Origin of the sequence: Streptomyces sp. NPDC091280 (assembly GCF_044768565.1) — a bacterium.
Classification (GTDB): Bacteria; Actinomycetota; Actinomycetes; order Streptomycetales; family Streptomycetaceae; genus Streptomyces.
In genome coordinates this window covers 36,163-55,851 of record NZ_JBIVUZ010000002.1, presented here as the reverse complement: position 1 = coordinate 55,851, position 19,689 = coordinate 36,163, and the positions used below count along the sequence as shown (strand labels likewise).

The window sequence follows — 19,689 nt, the reverse complement described above, 5'->3', positions numbered from 1 at the left end:
AGAGGGGACGATTCGCACCCTGCGCTCGGCAGCGGAAAGCTGACGGACAATATAAGCGATGGGGCGGCGGAGTCCGCCGCGCGTCATCGCCATCAGGACGCGGACCCGAACGACGCGACCAGGCACGCCGTGTTGATCTGCGGGTAGTCGTCGGGGACGTCGGCGGTGGTCAGCGTCCAGCTCATCGGTGTGCCGGCGGTGGCCGGTACGATCACCGCCGGAATGCCGTGGCCGCTGAGGCACTTCACCTCGGCCACCACGTCCTGGTTGTAGTGCGGATTCCTGGCGGGATCCAGCTCGGGCGGCTGAATCGGGGCCTTGTCCTTGCAGGCCGCCTCCGCCTTCGTGCGTACGGTGTCGCTCACCTGGCCGTTCGGCCCCATGCCGTTCTCGGCGAGACAGCTCGCGTAGATCTTCCGGATCTGCTGCCGTTTCTCGGTGGTGTCGTCGAGCCGGAGCTGTACGCCCGGAGAAGCGTCCGCCGAGTCGTCCGGCGAGACGGACTTTCCGTTGCCGGAAGCGGAAGAGCCCGGCGAACCCGTGGCCGTAGCCGTGGCCGGCGGCAACGAGACCACGGCCGTCTTCGCGGTCTGTCGGTCGGGGCCGGAGCAGCCGCCGACCAGCAGTCCCCCGAGGAGCACGGCGGCGGCGAGCGACGGCAGAGCGAGCCCGGATCGGCTCTGGTGCACAGGCATGTGCGGGTCCTTTCCCTGGAGGATCGAGCGGAGTTCAGGTGGTGGCGAGGGCCTCGGTCGGGGTGAGCCGCGACGCGCTGACGGCCGGATACACGCCGGCCAGGACACCGACCGCCAGTGCGGCGCCGACTCCGCCGGCGAACATGCCGAGGGGGATGACGACGGGCCAGCCCTGGAGCACCGCGTAGGCGGTGGCACAGGCCGTCCCGATGGCCGCGCCGCCGCACGCGCCCAGCAGCGTCAGCACCACCGACTCGGTGAGGAACTGGCCCCGGATGTGCCCGCGGCCGGCGCCCAGGGCGCGCCGCAGGCCGATCTCGCGGCGGCGTTCGAGGACCGAGATGTACATGGTGTTGGCCACGCCGATGCCGCCGACCGCGAGCGCGATGCCGGCCAGCGCGACGTACAGCGTCGAGTAGGTGCTCCGGGCGGCACGCTGGGCCTTGAGCGCGTCGGAGGGATTGGTGACGCTCACGAAGCTCGGCAGCGGAGGGTAGACCGTCGCGGCGAGTACGGACTTGACGGAGTCGATCGCGCGGTCCGGAGCCTTCGCGTAGACCACGGTGGGATGTCCGTCGAAGCCCAGATAGCGCCGGGCCGCGCTCCATCCGACGAACACGGACAGTTCCAGGTCGGGATCGAGCGGCATCGGGTCGAGGATGCCGGTCACGGTGAACCACCGGTCGCCCAGCCGGAGCAACGGGGCGTCCGCGCCGACCGTCAGCCGGTCGAAGCCGAGGGTCCGGGCGGCCTGGTACCCGAGGACCACCCTCGGAAGTGCCGCGGTTCCGGCGTCGATGAAGTGTCCGGTACGGACCGAGCCGCCGACCAGGTCGAGCAGATCGGGCCGGGTCGCCAGCACGGTCAGCGCGGCGGTGTCGTCGGGGTTGTCGGCCTCGGTGCGCCGTACCGTTCGGTGGGTGTTGGCGACCTCGCTGGTGGCCGTCACGGGTCCGATCCGCGCGGCCATGTCGGCGGCCTGTGACGGCAGTTCGATCGGCTTCTGTCCCTCGGGGACCAGGGGCTGGGCCTTGAGCCGGTCGGTGCCCAGCGCGGTCAGCCGGTCCAGCAGGGCCTGCTGGCTGGAGGCGGGGACGGCGGTGACGAGGACGAGCGTGGCGACGCCCACCGAGATGCCGAGCGCCGAGAGCAGGGCCCGCACCTTGCGCATGCGGAGTCCCATGACGCCGACCCTGATCAGGTCGGCGGGTCCCAGGCGGACCACCTGGGCCGTTCGCGCACGGCCGTTGCGGGCGGTCGCGCGCCGGAGGGGCTGCGTCCGGTCATCCGAGGGCATGGGTCGCTCCGCTTCGCGTGTCGCTGGTCAGACGTCCGTCGCGGATCTCCACTCGGCGCGGGAACCCGGCGGCGATGTCGCGGTCGTGGGTGATGACGGCGATGGTCGTGCCCTCCTGGTGGAGTTCGGCCAGCAGTTCCATGACCGACTCCCCGTTGGCGGTGTCGAGCGCGCCGGTCGGTTCGTCGGCGAGGATCAGGGCCGGGCCGTGGACGAGTGCGCGCGCGATGGCGACGCGCTGTCGCTCACCGCCGGAGAGCTGGGGCGGCAGATGACCGATTCGGTGCGCGAGCCCGACCCGGCCGAGCGCCTCCTCGGCCAGGCCAGGTCGGTCGCGGCGCGGAACTCCGGCGTAGAGCAGGCCTGTTGACACGTTCTCCAGCGCGGTCAGCCCGTCTGTGAGGTGGAACTGCTGGAAGACGAAGCCGAGCATGCGGCCCCGCAGGGTGGAGAGTTGGCGGTCGTCGAGCGCCGTGACGTCGGTGCCGCCGATCTCCACCCGGCCGCTGCTGGGCCGGTCCAGCGTGCCCATGAGGTGGAGCAGTGTGGACTTCCCGGACCCCGACGGCCCTACGACGGCGAGGAGTTCGCCCGCGTCGATCGACAACGACACCTCGTGCAGCGCGGTGACACCGCCCGGGAAGTTCCGGCCGACCCGGTCCAGGAGCAATACGGGACGGGACATGTCGCCGTCCGACGGCGGGCAGTTCACGGGGCGCAGGGGATTCACGGGGTAAACGGGCTGGACGGGGCTCACGAGGCGACCACCACGTCGAGGCCCGCGCTGAGGCCCTTGCCGCTGATCTCGACCAGCCCGGTGGCGAACATGCCGGTCCGCACGCGCAGTAGTTCACCGTCGGGGCGCTGTACGGCGAAACCACCGCCGCTGAGGGCGAGGAGGGCGCCGATCGGCACCGTGAGCACGTTCTTGTGGATCTCGGAGACGAACTCGACCTGGACGTCCGCGTCATCGAGGTCCGCCACGTCCGACGCCCGCTTCGGCAGGACCGTCACGTCGGTCTTGGGCGTGGAGCCGTCTCCCGCGTCCGGTTGCGCGGAGTCGTTCTGCCCGGAGTCGTTCTGCCCTGGGTCGCCGACCGCCGACACCGTGCCGGGGACGTCCCGTCCGGGCAGCGCGACGGTCACGGAGTCACCGGGTTCGATCGCGGACACCTGCTGGGCGTCGACGGGCACAGTGATCACCTTCTTCGGCGCGACATAGCCGAGGATGTCCTCGGCCACCGGGTCGCCGACCTGCGCCTTCACGCTGCTCACGCGTACGGGCCCGGGCAGCACGAGCACGTCCCCCGTCTTCAGCTCGCCGGTCGGCTCCAGGCCCATGTCCTGCTGCCACTTCTTCAGCGCCGACGCGAGGGACGCCGTGAACGCCGAACCCTGCGCCCGCGTCCGGTCCGCCGATCGCCGCGCCGTGTCCTCATGGCCCACGTCGTGGCCCACGTCGTAGCCCAGGGCGGAGAGGTTGTTCCGCAGCACGGTCACGTCGTTTCCGACCACCCCGACCTTCTTCAGGTCCCGGAAGAACGGGGTGTCCCCGTAAAAGACCGGTACGGGTCTGTCGTCGACCCGGTAGAGCGCCTTGCCGCGCCCGGTCGTCGTCCCGTTCGCGGGAAGCTTCGTCAACGTGCCCGTGCCTGCGCCCTTGAGCTCCGTCACCGGCCCGAATCCCAGGTGGCCCTGCGCGGTTTGACTGTTGCTCAGGTCACGGCGGGTCACCGTGGCGGTGCGCACGGAAGGCGCGGCGGCGGCATGGGAGTCGGAGGCGCCGGACGAGTGTCCCGCCACGGCGGTGACACCGACCGCGCCGACGGCCACCACGGTGCCGAGCACCACCGTCGGGACGACCCGGCCATGGCCACGCCATCCGCGGGGCGCGGCACGCTCAGCCATGACCGCGCTCGGACCGTGCTGTGGCGGCCGTACGCCGCCCTCCGTCTGTGATCGTGAACATGGCTCAACAGTCCCGGGCCGATGTCATGGGATTGTCAGGCACCGATGAAGAGGTCTTGTTGCCGCAGCGGAGCGCGACGCCCCGGGCGGTCCACAAAGCGTCCACTCGACAGGAAGTCGGTCGCACTACGGTCTCGCACTGTGCAAGCCCGCGCGACCGAGCGACATACCGAGCGATATCTCGTACGACCCGAACACGGGCCGATCCTGGCCCAGTTGTATCTGCCGGCACGGAGCGGCGGAAGTCACCAGGATCACCGGGAACACAGGGAACACAGGGATCACCCGCACTCGGCGAGGGAGTGGGATTTCGGGCCGTTCTCCTACATCCGCAGCCTGCGGTTGGGGCCCTCGGCGGAACGCGACGGTTTCCGCTGCCACGCGCGCGGCGGGCAGGTCGGCAGCCTTCTGCACGCCGTCCATTACTCCGACGAGTTCTCCGGCGTCTCGGGCGGTGTCCCGGAGGGTGATTCCGTGGTCGCGCATGTCATCCGCTCGGGGTGGGCCCGGTTCGAGAACGGGACGGAATCCGTCACCGTCCGCCCTGGGCAGGTGGTCTTCCGGGACACCGCGAAGCCCTGGCGGTTCTGGTTCGGTCCCGCGACGAGATCACGCACCGTGGTCGTGCCGCGGGACCGACTCGTCCGCCATGCGGCGGTGCCGGGGAGACTGCCTCAGGTCGTCGTGGCGGACACCGATCTCGCCGAGGTCAGGCTCCTCACCGGATTCCTGGATCTGGCGCGGCGCCTCGGGGACGACACCCTCTCCCCTCTCGGGCGGAGTGTCAGCGAGGACGTCGGGATCCAGTTGCTGGCCGCCGCCCTGGCCGCCGCCATGGGCGCCGCCCGGAGCGCCGAGACCGGCGAGCACTCGAACGTGGTGCTGGCCGCGGCCCGCCGGTTCATCGACGAGCGGCTCGACGACCCGAGCCTCGCCCCGGGCATGATCGCTCAAGCGCTGCACGTCTCACCGCGTACCCTGCACCGGGCGTTCGAGGACGCCGACGAATCCGTCATGGCGTACACCCGACGTCGACGGCTGGGCAGGGCCCGCATCGATCTGATGACGCCCGGCGCACGAGTGGCCGACGTCGCCGCGCGTTGGAGCTTCTCGGACACCAGCCATTTCCTACGGCACTTCAAGGCGGCCTACGGGACCACTCCGACGGCGTTCGTCAAAGAGCACCGCGAACCTGGCGTCGGTGGGGTGACGGACCGGGAGCAGGGCGGTCTCAGCAAGGCCTGAACGAGGAGATCCTGTCGTTCCAGTTCAGGACGCTTCCGCCCTCGATGAAGGTCACCTTGGTGAGGTCACCGGCGGAGTCCCCGGCCGGGAACACCACGTAGGAGCCTCCGTAGTCGGTGTTCTCGTAGAAGCACATCTTGACGGGGACGGGATGGATCGAGGAGATCGCGTCGTTCCAGGAGCCGACGCCTATGGCACTCGTCTTCAGGTTGGAGACCGTGGTGGGGACACTCGAACAGTTGCCGTAGTTGGTGTCCTTGCAGATGGTCACGGCGGTGGCCGCGTCGGCGGATCCCGGGACGGCGAGGGTGACGGCGGCTGCCATGGCTCCGATTCCGGCCATGACGGACAGTGTCTTCTTGGTCCTCATCGTTCTTCTTTCGGCACTCGTTGTGGAGGTCAGGAACTCTGATACTTCGCCACGGAGCGCCGGGGTGAATAGAACGACAGTGCCTCGGCAGAAGGACGTCAGCGCCTCGGTTCAGGTGGACGGCGGTCGCAGGACGGCGGCCGTCACCTGGGTGAGGAGCCACTCGTTGGAACGCTCCAAGGACCAGCCGAAGACCTCGCGGGTGCGGAGCAGGCCGTTGAGGCCGTAGTAGTAGGTGATGATCCGGGTCGCCGACCGTGCGTCCACGCCGTCCCGCAAGGCGCCGATGTCCTCAAGGTGACGGCAGATCGCGGCGAGGCTGTGATGGTGCCGCTTGTGCGCGGTGGCCAGCACCGCCCTGGACTCGTCGTCGTGCGGTGCGACGTCGATGACCACCTGGATGACGTCGCCCCACTCCTCGGTGATGTGGAGATAGGCGGCGGCCAGGGCCCGCAGCACGAGGGAGGCGTCAGCGCCGGTGAGCGGCTCCCGCTGGTCCCGTTCGGCCATCGAGGCCCGCGTCCAGTCGTCCATGAGCGCCCGCAGCAGACCCTGTTTGCCGCCGCACTGCGCGTACACCGTCGCGGGCGAGACCCGGCTCAGCTTCGCGATCTCCTGGACCGTCGTCTGGAAGAAGCCCTTCTCCGCGAACAGCCGACGCGCCGCGTCGACGACGGCGGCCCTGGTCAGGGCGGGGTACTCGTCGCGGCGGGGGCGGACTGTGGTGCCATCCATACCGAGATGCTAGCGACCGGATCCAGGGCTTCGTCAGTAGAGATACCATCCAGTGAATAGAGTCTGACTCCAGCGGGCGCGGTGCCCGTTCGGTACGCGGCGCGCGGTGCCGCGCGGCCACACGACGAGACGCGGAGGGAACCGTGACGACCGGCAGGCGCACCACCCTGGAGACTGCCTGCCGCCGGCCGTGGCGTGCACCGATGTCGGCACCGTCCGAAAGACCGGCAACTCCGTGACATGGTGGGGGTGTTGTTCGCCGAAGCCGGCGTGAGCCGAGCCCTCGCCGACCTCCACCGCTCGTGCAGCCCCTCTCGGCAGCAGGCCTGTTCCCCTGGCCGCCGCCGGCTTCGAACCGGCCGATGACGTCACGGTCGAAGCCGCGCCCGCGCTCGTCGCCCCGTCCGTGACAGCCCTCCGCGACAGCCGTCCGGGCACACTCCGTCGTCCGCACAGCCGCACGGCCGCCCGACCGGCGCCGGTCGCGGTGGCGGTGGCGGCACGCGCACGAGCCGCCTCGTGAACCAGCGGCGGTTCCGGCGCATCGCATCAACCGACGTGACAAGTGCTCATACACAGTGATCCGTGTGATCGGATCGACGGTCGGCCTCGGCCGTGCAACGCCCGGAAAGGACACCAGTTGGAGGAGGGGCTGCGGTTCTCGGTGCTCGGTCCGGTCAGGGCGTGGCGCGGTGGGGCGGAGATCGAACTCGGTCCGCCCCAACAGCGGGCCGTGCTGGCGGTGTTGCTGTTGGCGGACGGTGCGCAGGTGCTGGCCGGCGGGCTGATCGACGCGGTGTGGGGAGTCAGCGCGCCGTCCTCGGCGGCGGGCATCCTGCGGACGTACGTCCACCGGCTGCGGAAGGTCCTGGAGCCGGACGGCGACCCCGCGTCCTCGGTGATCCGCTCCACCGGCAGCGGCTATCAACTGCGCCTGGGATCGGCGGAGTTGGATGTGGACGTGTTCCGGGACCGGACGGCGCGGGCCGCGCGGGCACGGGACGCGGGCGACACCGAAGGCGCGGTGGCACAGCTGCGGGACGCCCTCGGTCTGTGGCGGGGGGTGGCTCTGGCGGGCGTGCGCGGCGAGTACGCGCGGGCCCAGCGGCAGCGGCTGGAGGAGCTGCGGTGGTCCGCGGAGGCGGTCCGGCTGACGGCCGAACTCGCCCTGGGCGCTCACGGACAGGCGGCGGCGGAGCTGACCGCGCTGGTCGCGGAGCATCCGCTCGACGAGCGGTTCCGGGAGCTGCTGATGCTCGCCCTGTACCGCTCGGGGCGGCAGGCCGCGGCCCTGGCCACCTACCGTGAGGCGCAGTCGCTGCTCGCGGAGGAGCTGGGGGTGGATCCCGGTCCGGCACTCCAGTCGCTGTATCAGCGCGTGCTGCGGGCCGACATCGACCTCCTCGCCCCACCGCCCCCGACCCCGACCGCATCCGCACCCGCACCCGCACCCGCATCCGCATCCGCATCCGCCGAGCCGGTCGCTCCCGTTGAACCGTCCGTTCCCGCCGCTCCCCCTGCCGACACCGCCACCGTCCCGGCCCAACTGCCCGCCGCTCTGGCCGTGTTCGTGGGCCGGGAGGCGGAGTTGGCGGAGGTGGCCGCGCTGCCGCTGGGCTCCACGGTGGTGGTGAGTGCCGTCGCGGGGATGGCGGGTGTGGGCAAGACCGCGTTCGCCGTGCACTGGGCGCGGCAGGTCGCCGACCGCTTCCCGGACGGGCAGCTGTATCTGGACCTGCGGGGCTTCGACCCGGTCGGTCTGCCGGTCGCGCCGGGGCAGGCCCTGCGGTCGCTGCTGGAGTCCCTGGGCGCCGATGTGAACGGGCTGCCGCAGGACGTGGACCAGCTCTCCGCCCGGTACCGCACCCTGCTCAGCGGCAGACGGGTGCTCGTGCTGTTGGACAACGCCCGTGACGCCGCACAGGTACGGCCCCTGCTGCCCGGTACTCCCGGCTGCCTGGTGATCGTCACCAGCCGCAACCGGCTCGCCGGACTGGTCGCGATGGACGGTGCCCATCCCCTCCACCTCGACGTGCTCACGCTGGCGCAGGCCCGTGCGCTGCTCGCCCGGCGGCTCGGGCACCACCGGGTCGAGGCCGAGGCGCAGGCGGTCGAGGAGATCATCGCCCGGTGCGCCCGGCTGCCGCTGGCCCTGGCGGTCGTCGCCGCCCGGGTGGCGACCCGCTCCGCCATCTCGATGGCGGCCGTGGCGAAGGAACTCCGGGAGAGCGTCACCGGCCTGGACGTCCTGCGCGACCAGGACGCCGCGGCCGACGTCCGCGCCGTCTTCTCCTGGTCGTACCACGCCCTCACCACTGATGCCGCCCGTCTGTTCCGGCTGCTGGGGCTGCATCCCGGACCCGACATCACCCTGCCCGCGGCGGCCGGCCTGGCCGGCCTGAGCGCCGCGCACACCCAGCAACTGCTGTCGGAGCTGATCCAGGCCCACTTGGCCGACGAGACCGCGCCCGGCCGCTACGCCTCCCACGACCTGCTGCGCGCCTACGCCGCCGAACTCGCCGAGACCCTCGAACCACCCCAGGAGGTGGCGGCGGCCCGCCGCCGCATGTTCGACCACTACCTCCACACCGGCCACAACGCGGTCGCGCTGACCGGCACCGCACGCGTGCTGATCTCTCTCGCCCCGGCCGCCGACGGAGTGCGCGCCGAGGACTTCGCCGGGGACGCCGCGAAGGCGAACGCCTGGTTCGCCGCGGAGCAGGCCGTGCTCCTCGCGCTGGTCGAACAGGCCGCCGCCCATCACTTCGACGTCCACACCTGGCAACTCGCCTGGGCCATGGCGAGCCATCTGCACATCTGCGGGCTGTGGCGGGAGCAGGAGGCCGTGCACCGCGCGGCGCTGGACGCGGCGCTCCGGCTGGACGACCCGGTCGCCCAGGGCCACGCGCATCGGGGGCTCGGCGCCGCCGCCCCGGGGCTGGGCAACCTGGCCGACCGGCGCGGTCACGTCGAGCGTGCCGTAGAACTGTTCACCCGCGCCGGTGACATGGGTGCCTGTGCCGACGCCTACCGGACGCTCGCCTGGATCGTGGAGTTGCAGGGAGACCTGGAGGGCGCGCTCGCCGCCGCGCGGCGATCCCTCGCGCTGTACCGGTCCGTGTGCCGGGGCGCTGACGACAGCCGGGGGCAGCTCAGGATCGCGGCCGGGCTCAACGGGGTCGGCTGGAGCCTCATCCTCCTCGGCCAGTACCAACAGGCCCTCGACCACTGCCGGGAGGCGCTGGACCTGTATCGAAGGCTCGGGGACGACCTGACCGCGGCGCACATCCACGACAGCATCGGCCACGCCCAGTACCACCTCGGGCAGTACGAGGAGGCCGTCGCCAGTTTCCGCAGCGCCCTCGCGATCTGGCGGGAGACCATCGACGCCTCCTGGCTGACCGCGGACACCCTCATGGGCCTCGGGGACGCGTACCTCAGCCTCGGCCGGGCGGACGAGGCCCGCGCCGCGTGGCGGAAAGGACTGGACGTCGCGGAGCGGCTCGGCCACACCGACGCGGAGTCCTTCCGCACCAAGCTGCGGGGCCTCGACGAGTCGGGCGCTCCCTCGGCCTGTTCCCTCTGCCCGGCGCAGCCTTCGTGAGGCGCGGCGGGGTTGTTCAGCCGGCCGCGCGGCCCAGCAGTTCCACCTCGGCGATCGCCACCTGCTTGTTCGAGGCCGTGCCGTACGCGCTGCGCAGGATCATGTCGACCTGCACGGCGTCGCGCATCGAGGCGTCGACCACCTGGGGGCCGCCGTCCGCGAGTTGGTAGTGCGTCAGCGAGGTGCGGCCCGAGGAGTCGGTGATGAGCAGGTCGAAGCGCTGGGGGCGGGCCTCGGCGCCGAGGTCCGCGGAGCGCGTCGACACACCGGGCGTGATGATCATCTTCTGGAGGTCGACCGGTCGGCTGTAGTTCGCCTGGAGGTACTGGCCCGCGGAGTCGCCGGAGAAGCCGGTCCCCCACCAGGTGTTGCTGACGCCGTCGAACGCGGACTGCGCGGGGTGCGCGGCGTCGGAGTTGGACGCGCTCACCGCGGCGGGCGGGAGCGGGGCGGGGTCGGTGAAGTGGTCGCGTATCGCGTCGGCCGCGGCGGGGGTCAGGAACGCGGCACCCACCAGCGCGGCCACGACTCCCGCGGCGATCAGCACGCGCGCCCCGGACACGCGGGGCCGCCATCCCGCGAACCGTTCGCCCCGCCGCCGGGTCACCGTGGTCGTCCGCTGTCCGCCGCGGTCCAGCACAGCGCCGTCGTTCCGGCAGAACGTACGGTCCGGACGGTTGCGCACCCCGCACCGCCAGCAGGTGACGCCGCTCTCCTCCTCCGCCGTCGCGGCCCGCACGCTCGGCCGCCCGGGCTCGGGGCGGCCGGGCAGCACGGGGGCCACGTCCGGGGCGGCGGCCCCGGCCTCGGGCACGGGGACGAGGAGTGCCCTCGCCCGGGTCTCGCCACCGGCCGGCAGAGGGCGCTCCGGCTCACCGGGAGACACGGAGACCGCCGCCCCGGACGACGACGACGCCTCCGGCGTCGGGACCGGTGCCGCTCCCGCGCCGGCTGTCCCGCCGTCGGGACGACGTACCGCACCACCCGCCGACGGACGCGCGGCGCCTCCGGCGCGTTCCGCACGCGAGGCGAAGGTCGTCGGCAAGGTCCCGTCGGACCCGGACACGGGCCGCTGCCGACCCGGCCGCCCCTCCCCGGACGCGGGCGTGGGCGCGGGCGCGGGTGCCGATCCCCCTGACGTGGAACCCGAAGCGGTGGATTCGGGCGCGGAGGCCGGAGCCCGAGCCGCGTCCCAGTCCACCAGCGTCCCGCACACCTCGCAGAACGACTCCCCGCTTCCGGGGCCCGGGGTGCCGCACACCGGGCACAGCCCGTCGGCCGTAGGCTTCTCGCTCATCTCTTCTCAGTCCTCTCAGCCAACACCTCGACGGTGAAGGGCAGATGTGCCGGTCGGGCCGCGGCGACCAGATCTTCCAGGCGGCGGGCGTCGAACGCCGTGGGGTCGGGGACCCGTACGACGACCCGCAGTCCCGGGCGCGGGTCGCCCGGGAACGGGCCGCGCGGCCGGGCCGACCAGGCCGCGCCGCCGCTCTCCGTGATCTCGGCGGTGACGCCGAAGGCGAGGCGGATCGCGGTCGCGAGCCCGTACGCCGTGCCCCGGCGGCGGTGCAGCGCCATCGCCGTCCCGACCGCCTCGCGGCGCGCCAACTCCGTTGCCAGGCCGTCCAGTTCGGCTCCGATCCAGCTCCCGATCCAGTCCAGGAAGTGGACGGGCGCCAGCCCGGGGCGGAAGTACGCGTCCAGGCAGTCCAGCGTGTTCAGCACCGGGGCCTGCATGGTGTCCAGCCCGTCCGCGAACACCCCGGCGAAGCCGTCCTCGGCGTACACGCCCGGCAGTTGGTCCCGCAGCGGGCAGGGGGAGACGACAGGAGTGGTCATCGCTCCCCCACGACCCGGACACGGTGGTCGTACGGGAACAGCAGGGCGGACGCGGTCAGTTCGATACGGTCGGTCGGCTCGCCGCGGCGGCCCGTCAGCGGGTCCACGGAGTACAGCTCCACCTCGTCCACCAGCTCCACGCCCGGTACGCGCTGGAGCGCGGCGAAGATCTCCCCGGAGCGGAGCGGGCGGCCGAACGGCCATCCCGTGCCGTCCGCTCCGCCGCTCAGCGGGTCCAGGTAGGCGTACAGGGAGTCGAGCGCGGCGGCGCGCACCTCCTGTGCGGAGACGCTCCGGTAGGCGTGCAGGGTCGCCGTGACGGAGACGCCCTGGTAGTAGGGCGGGCCGACGGCGAGCCGAGTGCCCAGCGGACGGCGTTCGTCGAGATGACGGGTCACGCGCGCCAACAGCTCGTCCTCGGGGACGAGTTGCTCGAACCGCAGCCGCCCCCCGGGATCGGGCACGGCCCGGGGCACGACCAGAACCCGTACCGCTCCCTCCCCGTCCCGGTCCGACTCGGCGCCCAGACACACGATCCGCGCGGTCTCCGGGGCGGCCTGCCGGGCGAGTTCCTCGTAGTCCCGGGCGGTGACCGCCCGTTCCTGGGCCCGCAGCGCGATCGGCGCCCGGACCTTGGCCTCCTCGACGGTCTCCCCGTCGACCCCGCCGCGGGCGGCCTCACGGTTCTCGACCCGGGCGATGTACGGGATGGAGCTGCGCAGCACCCGCAGGCCGCGGCGCGAGACATTGCCGCCGCGACCGCCCCCGGCCCGGTAGCGCGCCGCGCGAACCACCGCGCCCTTGGCGGGCACGGCTCCGAACTGCCGCAGGCTGCCGTCCGGTTGACGCACGGAGGGGCCGAAGGCGATCTCTCCTGTCGTCGCGTCGACCGTGAGATGCCGGTCGGCCGGTCCCGAGGCCGCGAAGTCGGGGACGATCCGCCAGGGCCGCCAGCCGGTGTCGCCCTCCGCGACCTCGACCTCAAGCGGCGGGTCGTCGGCGACGATCGGCGCCTGTCCGAGCCGCATCCGCTGCGCGGGCGCGCCGGAGGACTCGCCGAGCCGTTCGTCGCGGATCTCGACCGCGTGCACGGCGCGGACGGTGCCGCCGATGGTGTAGGCAGTGGCGGACCGGATGGTGGGGGTGGCGGAGTAGAAGGGCTGGTTGTCGGCGGGCTTGAGGACCCGGCAGCGCAGCCAGCCCGCCTCGTGCTGCCCGAGCGGGGAGAGCGTGTGCCCGCCCGGCACGTGCAGGATCACCTCACCGGCCCGGTTGAGGCCGCCCGTGGTGTCCTCGTCCACCTCGCACGCCTCCCAGCCCGACGCGGTCCGCGCCTCCCAGGCGAGCGGCGGCTGACGGGGGTCCACTCCGACGCCGTCGACACGGCTGTCGAGGGCGAGCACGACCGCGCAGTCGGGGACGGCCGCGGACAGGCCGAAGAGCAGGACGTCCCCGGGCTGCGGTTTCGCGGCGAACGCGGGCACGTCGGTGGCTCCGAGGACGGCGCTCGTACGGTCCTGGGGGCTCCCCTTGTTCTCCTGGCGCAGCACGCGCCGCAGCGAGCACGGCGGCACGGTCAGGTCCCGTTCGGTGGTGAAGACGACCGCTTCCTGCGTCTCGGTGCGCTGGGTGGACACCTCGGTCCCGGCGGGCAGCAGGACGGGCTCCGGCTGGGCGGCCGACAGCCAGAAGGTGACGTCCGCGCGGGCCGCCGACGGCGGGAAGAGCGTCACCCCCAACAGGTCGAGGAAGGACAGATAGTTCTTGTCCGGGACCCGGTTGAGCCGGTAGACGAGCTGGTCGGTCATGTAGGCGACGGCCTCGACGAGGGTGATGCCGGGGTCGGAGACGTTGTGGTCGGTCCACTCCGGGGCGCGCCGCTGGATGTAGCGCTTCGCGTCGTCGACGAACTGCTGGAAGTGCCGGTCGTCGAGGTTGGGGGCGGGCAGGGCCATGGGGGGTCACACATCGCCTTCGCTGGACGGGATGACGTAGAAGGGGAAGACCAGGCTGCGCGGGTTGCTGGTGCCGCGGATCGCGTAGCGGACGTCGATCAGCAGCACCGCCGGGTCGTCCGGGGACGCGGTGACGGCGACCTCGGCGACCTCGATCCGGGGTTCCCAGCGGTCCAGGCTGGTCCGCACCTCGTAGCCGATGCGGCCGGCGGTCGCCTCGTTGACCGGCGCGAACACCAAGTCGTGGACGGCACAGCCGAATTCGGGACGCATCGGCCGCTCGCCCGGCGCGGTGGCGAGCACGAGCCGGATGGACTCCTCGATCTCGCGCTCGCGGCGGACCAGGGCGATCCCACCGGAGGCGTCGGTGTGCAGCGGGAACGCCCAGCCCGCGCCGACGAACTGCTCGCCCATCAGAACGGCACCCCGTTGGCCAGGGTGAGACCGGACAGCGTCACGGTCGCGGCGGTGACGGAGGCGTTGGCGGCCGAGGTCAGTGCCACCGGTCCGACCGCCTTGATGCTGGCGGTGCCGACCGCGTCGAGGCTCACCGCGCCGCCGGCGGCGAGTTCGACCTTGCCGCCGGCCTTGAGGTTCAGCGCGGCCCCGGCCGTGATGTTCACGGCCCGTCCCGCCGTGAGATTCAGATCCGCGCCCGCCTTCACGTCGACACCGCGCGCCCCCTGGATGGTGACGCTGCCGTCGCTGCGGACGGTCACGGTCGTACGGTTCTGGTCCAGATGCACGGTGAGCGCGCCGTCACCGGTCCGCAGCCGCACCCCGCGCGCCCTGCGCCCGTCGTCGAGCAGCTCCACGGCCTGGCCGCTGCGCGAGGCCAGACTCCGCCAGTTGACCGTGCCGCTGGTGGCGTCCACGGGCGGGCTGCCCTCCTTGATGCGGGGCAGCTTGTCGACACCGTTGTAGAGACCGGCCAGGACGTACGGGTGCTCCAACGAGCCGCGGTCGAAGGCGGCCAGCACCTCGTCGTTGACCTCGGGCAGGATCAGCCCGCCCCCGCGCACCCCGCCGAACTGAGCCACCCGGCACCAGTCGCTCTCATACGTGTCGGACAGCCAGGGGAACCGCAACTTCACCCGCCCCATCCTCAGCGGATCCTTGATGTTACTGACGACGGCGACGACGACCCCGGGCAGCGCGGGCGCCTCCCGGGGACCGGCCGCCAGCCCGTACAGCGAGCGGAACTGACGCCCGCTGACCTGCACCCACGTCGTGTACCGCTGCCGGGACGCGAAGACATGCCGTACACCCGTGACCGTGTACTTGCCCTCGAACGGCGCGCCCGCGCCATTGAGCGCCACCGCTACACCGGGCCGCAGTTCGGGATTGCCGTCGACGGCGATCTCCAACTCGGCGAAGGAGCCCGCCACATCGTCGGCCAGCGCCTCGGCGGCGTGCCGCACCTGCGCCTGGGTGGCGTACGGGACCCCCGTGGCGGTCAGCGAGGCCGCGCCGAACGGGGCGGCGACCTCGGCGGGCGTGGTCCCCGTCAGGATCTCCGCGCTCGCGGTGGCGCGCGCGTCGGCGGTCAACGGCCGCTTGGTCTGTACGTCCCACCCGCGCACCGAGACCGAGGGCACCTGCCCGGCGGCGGTGACGGAGACCCGGCTCTCCCCGGCGTTGACACCGAGCTCCAGGACGTACGGGCTCTGGGCGGCCGGAGTGGTGTCGGCGGGAGCGCCGGACGCCGTGCGCAGGGCGGTGAACTGGAGGCGGCCCTCCTCGTCGAAGTACAGCCGGACGTCGTTCTCGCGGGCCAGCCGGGACAGGAAGTCCCAGTCGGTGAGGTTGGGTTGAGTGGCCAGCTCGTACACGGTCGGAGTCGAGTCGACCGTCCCGACTCCGAGCCCGTTCTCGGTGGCGAGCCGGCGCACGATGTCGGCGGCCGTCATGTTCGGATACCCGGCGACCCTACGATTCCGCAGCAGCCGGTGACCGGGATCGTAACCGCGCACGATCAGCGACTTGCCCGTCCCGTCGGCATCGGCCTCCAGCGCGGTGACCTCGCCGGTGAGCAGCGGACGCCCCCGGGTCCCGTCCGTGAACGGGACCAACTCCGCCTTCGCTCCTACGGCGAGTGCCGGGAAGGTGCTCAGCAGATCGCGGGCCGGATCGCTGAACACGAGCCGGAAGGCGGCCGGCACGTTCACGCTCGCGTCGATCCAGGCGGAGACGAGCCGGCCGGCCACCGCGTCGGGCAGCGGGACCCCTTGGACCCGCACTTTCAGGACGGTCGTGTAGGACTTCGACGTCACGGTGTTCCCCCTGGTTCTGGTCCTGCTCCTGGTCCTCGTCGTACGTCGTCGGCCGACGGCAGCAGGAGTTCGCTGCCGGGCCGCAGCCGCATGGGGTCGTCGATGTCGTTCGCCTCGGCGATGACACGCCAGCGGGTGGCGTTGCCGTACTCCCGCCAGGCCAGGGCGGGCAGCGTGTCGCCCACGACCACCTGGTGCACCCGCCGCGCGCTCAACGCACCGGACGTGGGGTTCTGGCCCCTGACCGGTGTCGGTATCTCCTTGAGCGACAGCCGGCACGTGGCCCGCAGCGGCTCCCCGGTGGGGCTGAACAACGAGTAGGCGGCGCTCACGCTCTCCACGTACGCGGTGAACTGGACCGTGCTGAAACCGCCCCACGAGAAGCGGACCCACGGCGGGGACGGCCGGTTGGTCGGCAGACTCTGCGGATCCACCTCGCAGCAGGACAGCAACTGCTCGACCTTCTTGCGGACTTGGGGGCTGGTGGGGGTCGCCGAGGCGTCGAGGAAGACCTCGACGGACAGCGAGGCCGGATCGGCCCCGGAGAACTCCTGCTGCGCCCCGCGATCGAACCCGACGGCACGCTGCGCGTACCAGGAGGCCGACCGCGACAGCTCCAACTGCCCCGGGTTGAACTGGAATTCGACCTCCCCGATCCGCCCGCCCATGGTGCGGCTCGCCCCGCTCGGCGGATGGTGGATGGCCAACCGCGCCCGTACGAGGCTGCTGTTAGCGTTCGCGGGGGCCATCAGGTCCCCCTGGCATCGGTGAAACCGTGGTGGGCGATCTCCAACGTCTCCGTGGCGACACCGGGGTTGGCCGGGTCCATGCTCGGCCCCTGCCACCGCACGGGCAGCACCTCGATGAGCCCCCACTGCGCGACGACCGACCCGTCCGCGCGCAGCGCCGCGATCTGGCCGGTCGGCCGGGTGATCCCGGTCGCGATGGACGAGATCCACGCGGCGGCCTTCCCCGTGTCCGGGGTCAGCGGCCGGGTGAGCCGGATGGTCGAGTACGTCACCCGCGTCGGCAACTGCCACACGAACCCGTTGTTGCCCCCCTCTTCCCGCTGCTCCACCTGCACCTCGGAGGCGAGCCCCTCACAGCTGTTGAAGAGCCCGAGGTCCAGACCGTCGATGGAGAGCCGGAAGAAGACGGTGGAGGCGGGGTCCAGGGCGGTTGGCATGGGGCGGGTCCTCGGGGGTCGTGGCGATCGGTTGGTGGCGGTGGGCGTGGAGATTGGGGGGTGGTGGGGGTGGTGGGGGTGGTGGGGGTGGTCAGAGAGCGTCGCGGAGAAGGCCCAGGCGCTCGCGGTCGCCGCGGAGTTCGGAGCGCAGGAGGCGCGAAAGCGGGCCCAGGAGGGAGTGCGCGAGAGAGTCGAGGGCTTCGGGAGGCAGACTGTCGATGGCAGGGGCGGGGGCGGCCGGCGCGGATGCCTGGGGGGCGTGTGGCGCGCGGGGTGCGGAGGGCACAGGGGGTGCGGGGGGTGCGGGGGTTTGGCGTTGTACGGGAGGTAGTGGGAGTGGAGGTGGGGGCGGGGTCTGGGTGCGATGGATCGTGGGTGCGTTCGTAGGCGCGTTCGCGGGGGCGGGCTGGGTGGTCCCGGGTGTGGAAGGGCCGGTCGTAGGCGTGGCGGCGCGAGTGTCGTGGGCCCGCTGGAGCGCGGCTGCGTTCACGAACCAGGGCTGCGTGGTCCCTGGCCTGGACGGGCCGATCATCGGCGTGACTGTCCGGGCACCGCCGAGGGCCCGATGGTTGGCAGTGCTCGGGGCGGATCGGGTGATCGCGGCGCGGGAGTCCGCCGGGGTGGCCGGTGCCGGAATCTTCACTGACCGGTGCGCCAAGCGCGCGAGGGGTGTTCGCTGGAGCGGCGGGCGGCCAGACCGGGACCTGCGTGCGTACGGCGACGCCGTCGGGGCGGTTGCCAGTGCGAGGGCGGAGGGGGCCCTTGAGGTCGCCCCGTCGGCTTCTGTCAGCGGTGTGCCGCCGAAGCTGTAGGCCTTCTCGTTCGGCTCCGGCGCTGCGATGAGGAGTCCTGGGATGGATGGGGACAACTCGCTGTCGGACAACGGGCGCTGCTGGACGGTGGGTTGGGTGCGCCTCGCCTGTGGGGCCGCTGCCGCCGGGCCGCCGGCGGTGGTCCGACGTAGAGGAACCACGGCCTGGGCTGCCCCACCTTTCTGGGCTGCCTGGTTCACGGACGGCCCGGTCGTCGGCCGCCGCTGGGCGGACGGCGCCGCAGGCCGGTACCCGCCGACGACCGATGTCGCCGCAGCACCAGGCACGGGGGTGGCGCGGGATGCGACCGATGGTGCGGCCAATGCGGGTTCGATGCCGAAGTTCTCGGACCCCTCCGAGAAACGTGCGGAACCATGGCTCGCCGCCACCGCAACCGCGAACAGCCTTGCGGGCGCGGGAGTTTGAGTACGCGACGTGCTTTCCGGTGAGCGTTGCACCGCTGGGGACAGGATCGTCGTCATACGGGTGGCCGCCAAGGGGCGGATGGTTCGCGGGGAGCGCGGGCCGGGCGAGGGCAGTGTCACGCTCGGCACGTTGGGGCCGGTCACCGCTCGGGGAGTGGGTATGACAGGTGCTTCCGTCGTGGTGGACGGCGCGGGCGCGATGGGTGTCGTGGGTGGAGCCGGAGCAGGAGAAGTTCGAGCGGATGTCCCGGAACGGGTGGGAGACACAGGCGTGTTGGGATTCCTGACGTCAGGTCGGCCGGTCGGCTCGGCGAGTGCGCGGGACACAGTCGGCGTGGCGGTATGAGTGGTGGGTGCTGGGGTGCGCGCAGTGTCGGAGAGCGCGACTTCGATGCCGGGACTGTGGGGTTCGGTGAGGCCGGCAGGCGCCGTAGGTGTGGCCGCAGAGCCTCTGTTCCTGGAAGCGGCGGCGGAGTCCGGCTGAGAGGTCCTGCGACCACCGTCGTTCGCGGGCGCACGGCCGACACTCGGTCGTCGAGCAGAACGAGCAGCCTCGGGCCCGGGCTCGGGCCCGGCGGAACGTTGTGCCGTGGGAGCAGCGATCCGTGACGCATCCTTCGGCGTCCCCGGCTCTGCGGTACCGGGCACCATGGGCGGCGGAACGGTGGGACGACGCGGCGGACCAGGGGGTGGGCCCGCCGCGCCGAGTTCGGAGGGTGCGGACCTGCTCGCCTGATCCGCAACGTAGGTGGAAACGGGCCTGCCACTCCCGCCCAAGGAACCCGGACCGACGCCGAAGGCCGCCGCTTCACGGGCCGAGGGCTGAACAGCCGCAGTCTGAGCCGCACTTGGCGCGACCGACCGCGACACGGTGACCGCAGGGGCAGGTGACGGTGTCGGCCGCAGGGGCGCGCCGAGCCCGGAACGGCGGGAGGCCGGAGGAGCGCCTCCCAACTGGCCGTGGCCCTCGGCCTGGGCAGTCACCGCAGAGGCACCGGCAGGCAGCACGGGCACAGCGCCGGATTCCTCAGCTGGCGAGGCCAGCCGTGCGCCAAGTCCGCCTCGGGGTCGTGCAGTTCCGGTCGCGCCGAGCGCCCCGTTGGCAGACCTCGGAGGCCCCGAGTTCGCTTCTCCTACCGCTCCCTCAACCGCCCTCCGCCCCACCGCACTTGGGCCGATAGGGTCCGGCGCCATCGCAACCTCGGCGGATCGCGCCGCAGTTGATGCCACACCACCCGTGGTCGCCAATCGCCGGAGTGGGGTCACGGACGGCGCCGAAAGCAAC

At 72.3% G+C, this 19,689-nt stretch carries 15 protein-coding genes; 2 read left to right on the top strand and 13 right to left on the bottom strand.

The genetic code is table 11. The features are described from left to right. Nucleotides 1-92: 92 nt before the first annotated feature. The 4 genes from ACIQPR_RS06860 to ACIQPR_RS06845 form a co-directional block, all read right to left on the bottom strand. Entirely contained in the window at nucleotides 93-695 is a 603-nt protein-coding gene (locus ACIQPR_RS06860) for a hypothetical protein (protein WP_403643101.1), read from the bottom strand. Between the two features lie 34 nt (nucleotides 696-729). Then, nucleotides 730-1,992 carry an ABC transporter permease gene (locus ACIQPR_RS06855; RefSeq protein WP_403643099.1) on the bottom strand — a complete coding sequence of 421 codons (1,263 nt, stop codon included), beginning with the start codon at nucleotides 1,990-1,992 and terminating at the stop codon, nucleotides 730-732. After that, nucleotides 1,979-2,677, bottom strand: coding sequence for an ABC transporter ATP-binding protein (locus ACIQPR_RS06850; protein WP_403643096.1), 699 nt, complete (start codon nucleotides 2,675-2,677; stop codon nucleotides 1,979-1,981). The genes ACIQPR_RS06855 and ACIQPR_RS06850 overlap by 14 nt, the downstream gene beginning before the upstream one ends. A gap of 68 nt (nucleotides 2,678-2,745) precedes the next feature. After that, entirely contained in the window at nucleotides 2,746-3,900 is a 1,155-nt protein-coding gene (locus ACIQPR_RS06845) for a peptidoglycan-binding protein (RefSeq protein ID WP_403643093.1), read from the bottom strand. An 81-nt stretch (nucleotides 3,901-3,981) separates the two neighbouring features. Between ACIQPR_RS06845 and ACIQPR_RS06840 the strand changes: the two genes are divergently transcribed. Next, nucleotides 3,982-5,205 (top strand): helix-turn-helix domain-containing protein, encoded by a 1,224-nt coding sequence (locus ACIQPR_RS06840; RefSeq protein WP_403643089.1) that lies wholly within the window; start codon nucleotides 3,982-3,984, stop codon nucleotides 5,203-5,205. Here ACIQPR_RS06840 and ACIQPR_RS06835 read toward each other — a convergent pair. After that, entirely contained in the window at nucleotides 5,192-5,548 is a 357-nt protein-coding gene (locus ACIQPR_RS06835) for a peptidase inhibitor family I36 protein (protein ID WP_403643087.1), read from the bottom strand. The genes ACIQPR_RS06840 and ACIQPR_RS06835 overlap by 14 nt on opposite strands. Before the next feature lie 138 nt (nucleotides 5,549-5,686). Then, nucleotides 5,687-6,310, bottom strand: coding sequence for a TetR/AcrR family transcriptional regulator (locus ACIQPR_RS06830; RefSeq protein WP_403643085.1), 624 nt, complete (start codon nucleotides 6,308-6,310; stop codon nucleotides 5,687-5,689). Nucleotides 6,311-6,950: 640 nt separating this feature from the next. Between ACIQPR_RS06830 and ACIQPR_RS06825 the strand changes: the two genes are divergently transcribed. Further along, complete coding sequence (locus tag ACIQPR_RS06825; RefSeq protein WP_403643083.1) at nucleotides 6,951-9,914, top strand: AfsR/SARP family transcriptional regulator; 2,964 nt, start codon at nucleotides 6,951-6,953, stop codon at nucleotides 9,912-9,914. 16 nt (nucleotides 9,915-9,930) lie between these two features. On the opposite strand, the gene ACIQPR_RS06820 is transcribed toward ACIQPR_RS06825, so the two are convergent. From ACIQPR_RS06820 to ACIQPR_RS06790, 7 genes are read right to left on the bottom strand one after another with little or no spacing between them, the layout of a single operon-like run. Further along, nucleotides 9,931-11,211, bottom strand: coding sequence for an NADase-type glycan-binding domain-containing protein (locus ACIQPR_RS06820; protein WP_403643080.1), 1,281 nt, complete (start codon nucleotides 11,209-11,211; stop codon nucleotides 9,931-9,933). Then, nucleotides 11,208-11,753, bottom strand: a complete 546-nt coding sequence (locus tag ACIQPR_RS06815; RefSeq protein WP_403643077.1) for a phage tail protein — start codon at nucleotides 11,751-11,753, stop codon at nucleotides 11,208-11,210. Before ACIQPR_RS06815 ends, ACIQPR_RS06820 begins: the two co-directional genes overlap by 4 nt. Beyond that, nucleotides 11,750-13,708: a putative baseplate assembly protein gene (locus ACIQPR_RS06810; protein ID WP_403643075.1), complete on the bottom strand. Its 1,959-nt coding sequence runs from the start codon at nucleotides 13,706-13,708 to the stop codon at nucleotides 11,750-11,752. The genes ACIQPR_RS06815 and ACIQPR_RS06810 overlap by 4 nt, the downstream gene beginning before the upstream one ends. A 6-nt stretch (nucleotides 13,709-13,714) precedes the next feature. Beyond that, nucleotides 13,715-14,122, bottom strand: a complete 408-nt coding sequence (locus tag ACIQPR_RS06805; RefSeq protein WP_403643072.1) for a GPW/gp25 family protein — start codon at nucleotides 14,120-14,122, stop codon at nucleotides 13,715-13,717. Then, entirely contained in the window at nucleotides 14,122-15,981 is a 1,860-nt protein-coding gene (locus tag ACIQPR_RS06800; protein WP_403643069.1) for a VgrG-related protein, read from the bottom strand. The genes ACIQPR_RS06805 and ACIQPR_RS06800 overlap by 1 nt, the downstream gene beginning before the upstream one ends. Next, nucleotides 15,978-16,730 (bottom strand): LysM peptidoglycan-binding domain-containing protein, encoded by a 753-nt coding sequence (locus ACIQPR_RS06795; protein WP_403643066.1) that lies wholly within the window; start codon nucleotides 16,728-16,730, stop codon nucleotides 15,978-15,980. Before ACIQPR_RS06795 ends, ACIQPR_RS06800 begins: the two co-directional genes overlap by 4 nt. Continuing rightward, nucleotides 16,730-17,167, bottom strand: coding sequence for a phage tail protein (locus tag ACIQPR_RS06790; RefSeq protein ID WP_398996899.1), 438 nt, complete (start codon nucleotides 17,165-17,167; stop codon nucleotides 16,730-16,732). Before ACIQPR_RS06790 ends, ACIQPR_RS06795 begins: the two co-directional genes overlap by 1 nt. Nucleotides 17,168-19,689: the final 2,522 nt, after the last annotated feature.

Excerpts from the sequence above, each read along its gene's own strand:
- ACIQPR_RS06820 (WP_403643080.1), bottom strand. The coding sequence starts at position 11,211 with ATGAGCGAGAAGCCTACGGCCGACGGGCTGTGCCCGGTGTGCGGCACC.
- ACIQPR_RS06860 (WP_403643101.1), bottom strand. The coding sequence starts at position 695 with ATGCCTGTGCACCAGAGCCGATCCGGGCTCGCTCTGCCGTCGCTCGCC.
- ACIQPR_RS06795 (WP_403643066.1), bottom strand. The coding sequence starts at position 16,730 with ATGGCCCCCGCGAACGCTAACAGCAGCCTCGTACGGGCGCGGTTGGCC.
- ACIQPR_RS06850 (WP_403643096.1), bottom strand. The coding sequence starts at position 2,677 with ATGTCCCGTCCCGTATTGCTCCTGGACCGGGTCGGCCGGAACTTCCCG.
- ACIQPR_RS06810 (WP_403643075.1), bottom strand. The coding sequence starts at position 13,708 with ATGGCCCTGCCCGCCCCCAACCTCGACGACCGGCACTTCCAGCAGTTC.
- ACIQPR_RS06855 (WP_403643099.1), bottom strand. The coding sequence starts at position 1,992 with ATGCCCTCGGATGACCGGACGCAGCCCCTCCGGCGCGCGACCGCCCGC.
- ACIQPR_RS06815 (WP_403643077.1), bottom strand. The coding sequence starts at position 11,753 with ATGACCACTCCTGTCGTCTCCCCCTGCCCGCTGCGGGACCAACTGCCG.
- ACIQPR_RS06805 (WP_403643072.1), bottom strand. The coding sequence starts at position 14,122 with ATGGGCGAGCAGTTCGTCGGCGCGGGCTGGGCGTTCCCGCTGCACACC.
- ACIQPR_RS06840 (WP_403643089.1), top strand. The coding sequence starts at position 3,982 with ATGTCATGGGATTGTCAGGCACCGATGAAGAGGTCTTGTTGCCGCAGC.
- ACIQPR_RS06845 (WP_403643093.1), bottom strand. The coding sequence starts at position 3,900 with ATGGCTGAGCGTGCCGCGCCCCGCGGATGGCGTGGCCATGGCCGGGTC.
- ACIQPR_RS06835 (WP_403643087.1), bottom strand. The coding sequence starts at position 5,548 with ATGGCCGGAATCGGAGCCATGGCAGCCGCCGTCACCCTCGCCGTCCCG.
- ACIQPR_RS06830 (WP_403643085.1), bottom strand. The coding sequence starts at position 6,310 with ATGGATGGCACCACAGTCCGCCCCCGCCGCGACGAGTACCCCGCCCTG.
- ACIQPR_RS06790 (WP_398996899.1), bottom strand. The coding sequence starts at position 17,167 with ATGCCAACCGCCCTGGACCCCGCCTCCACCGTCTTCTTCCGGCTCTCC.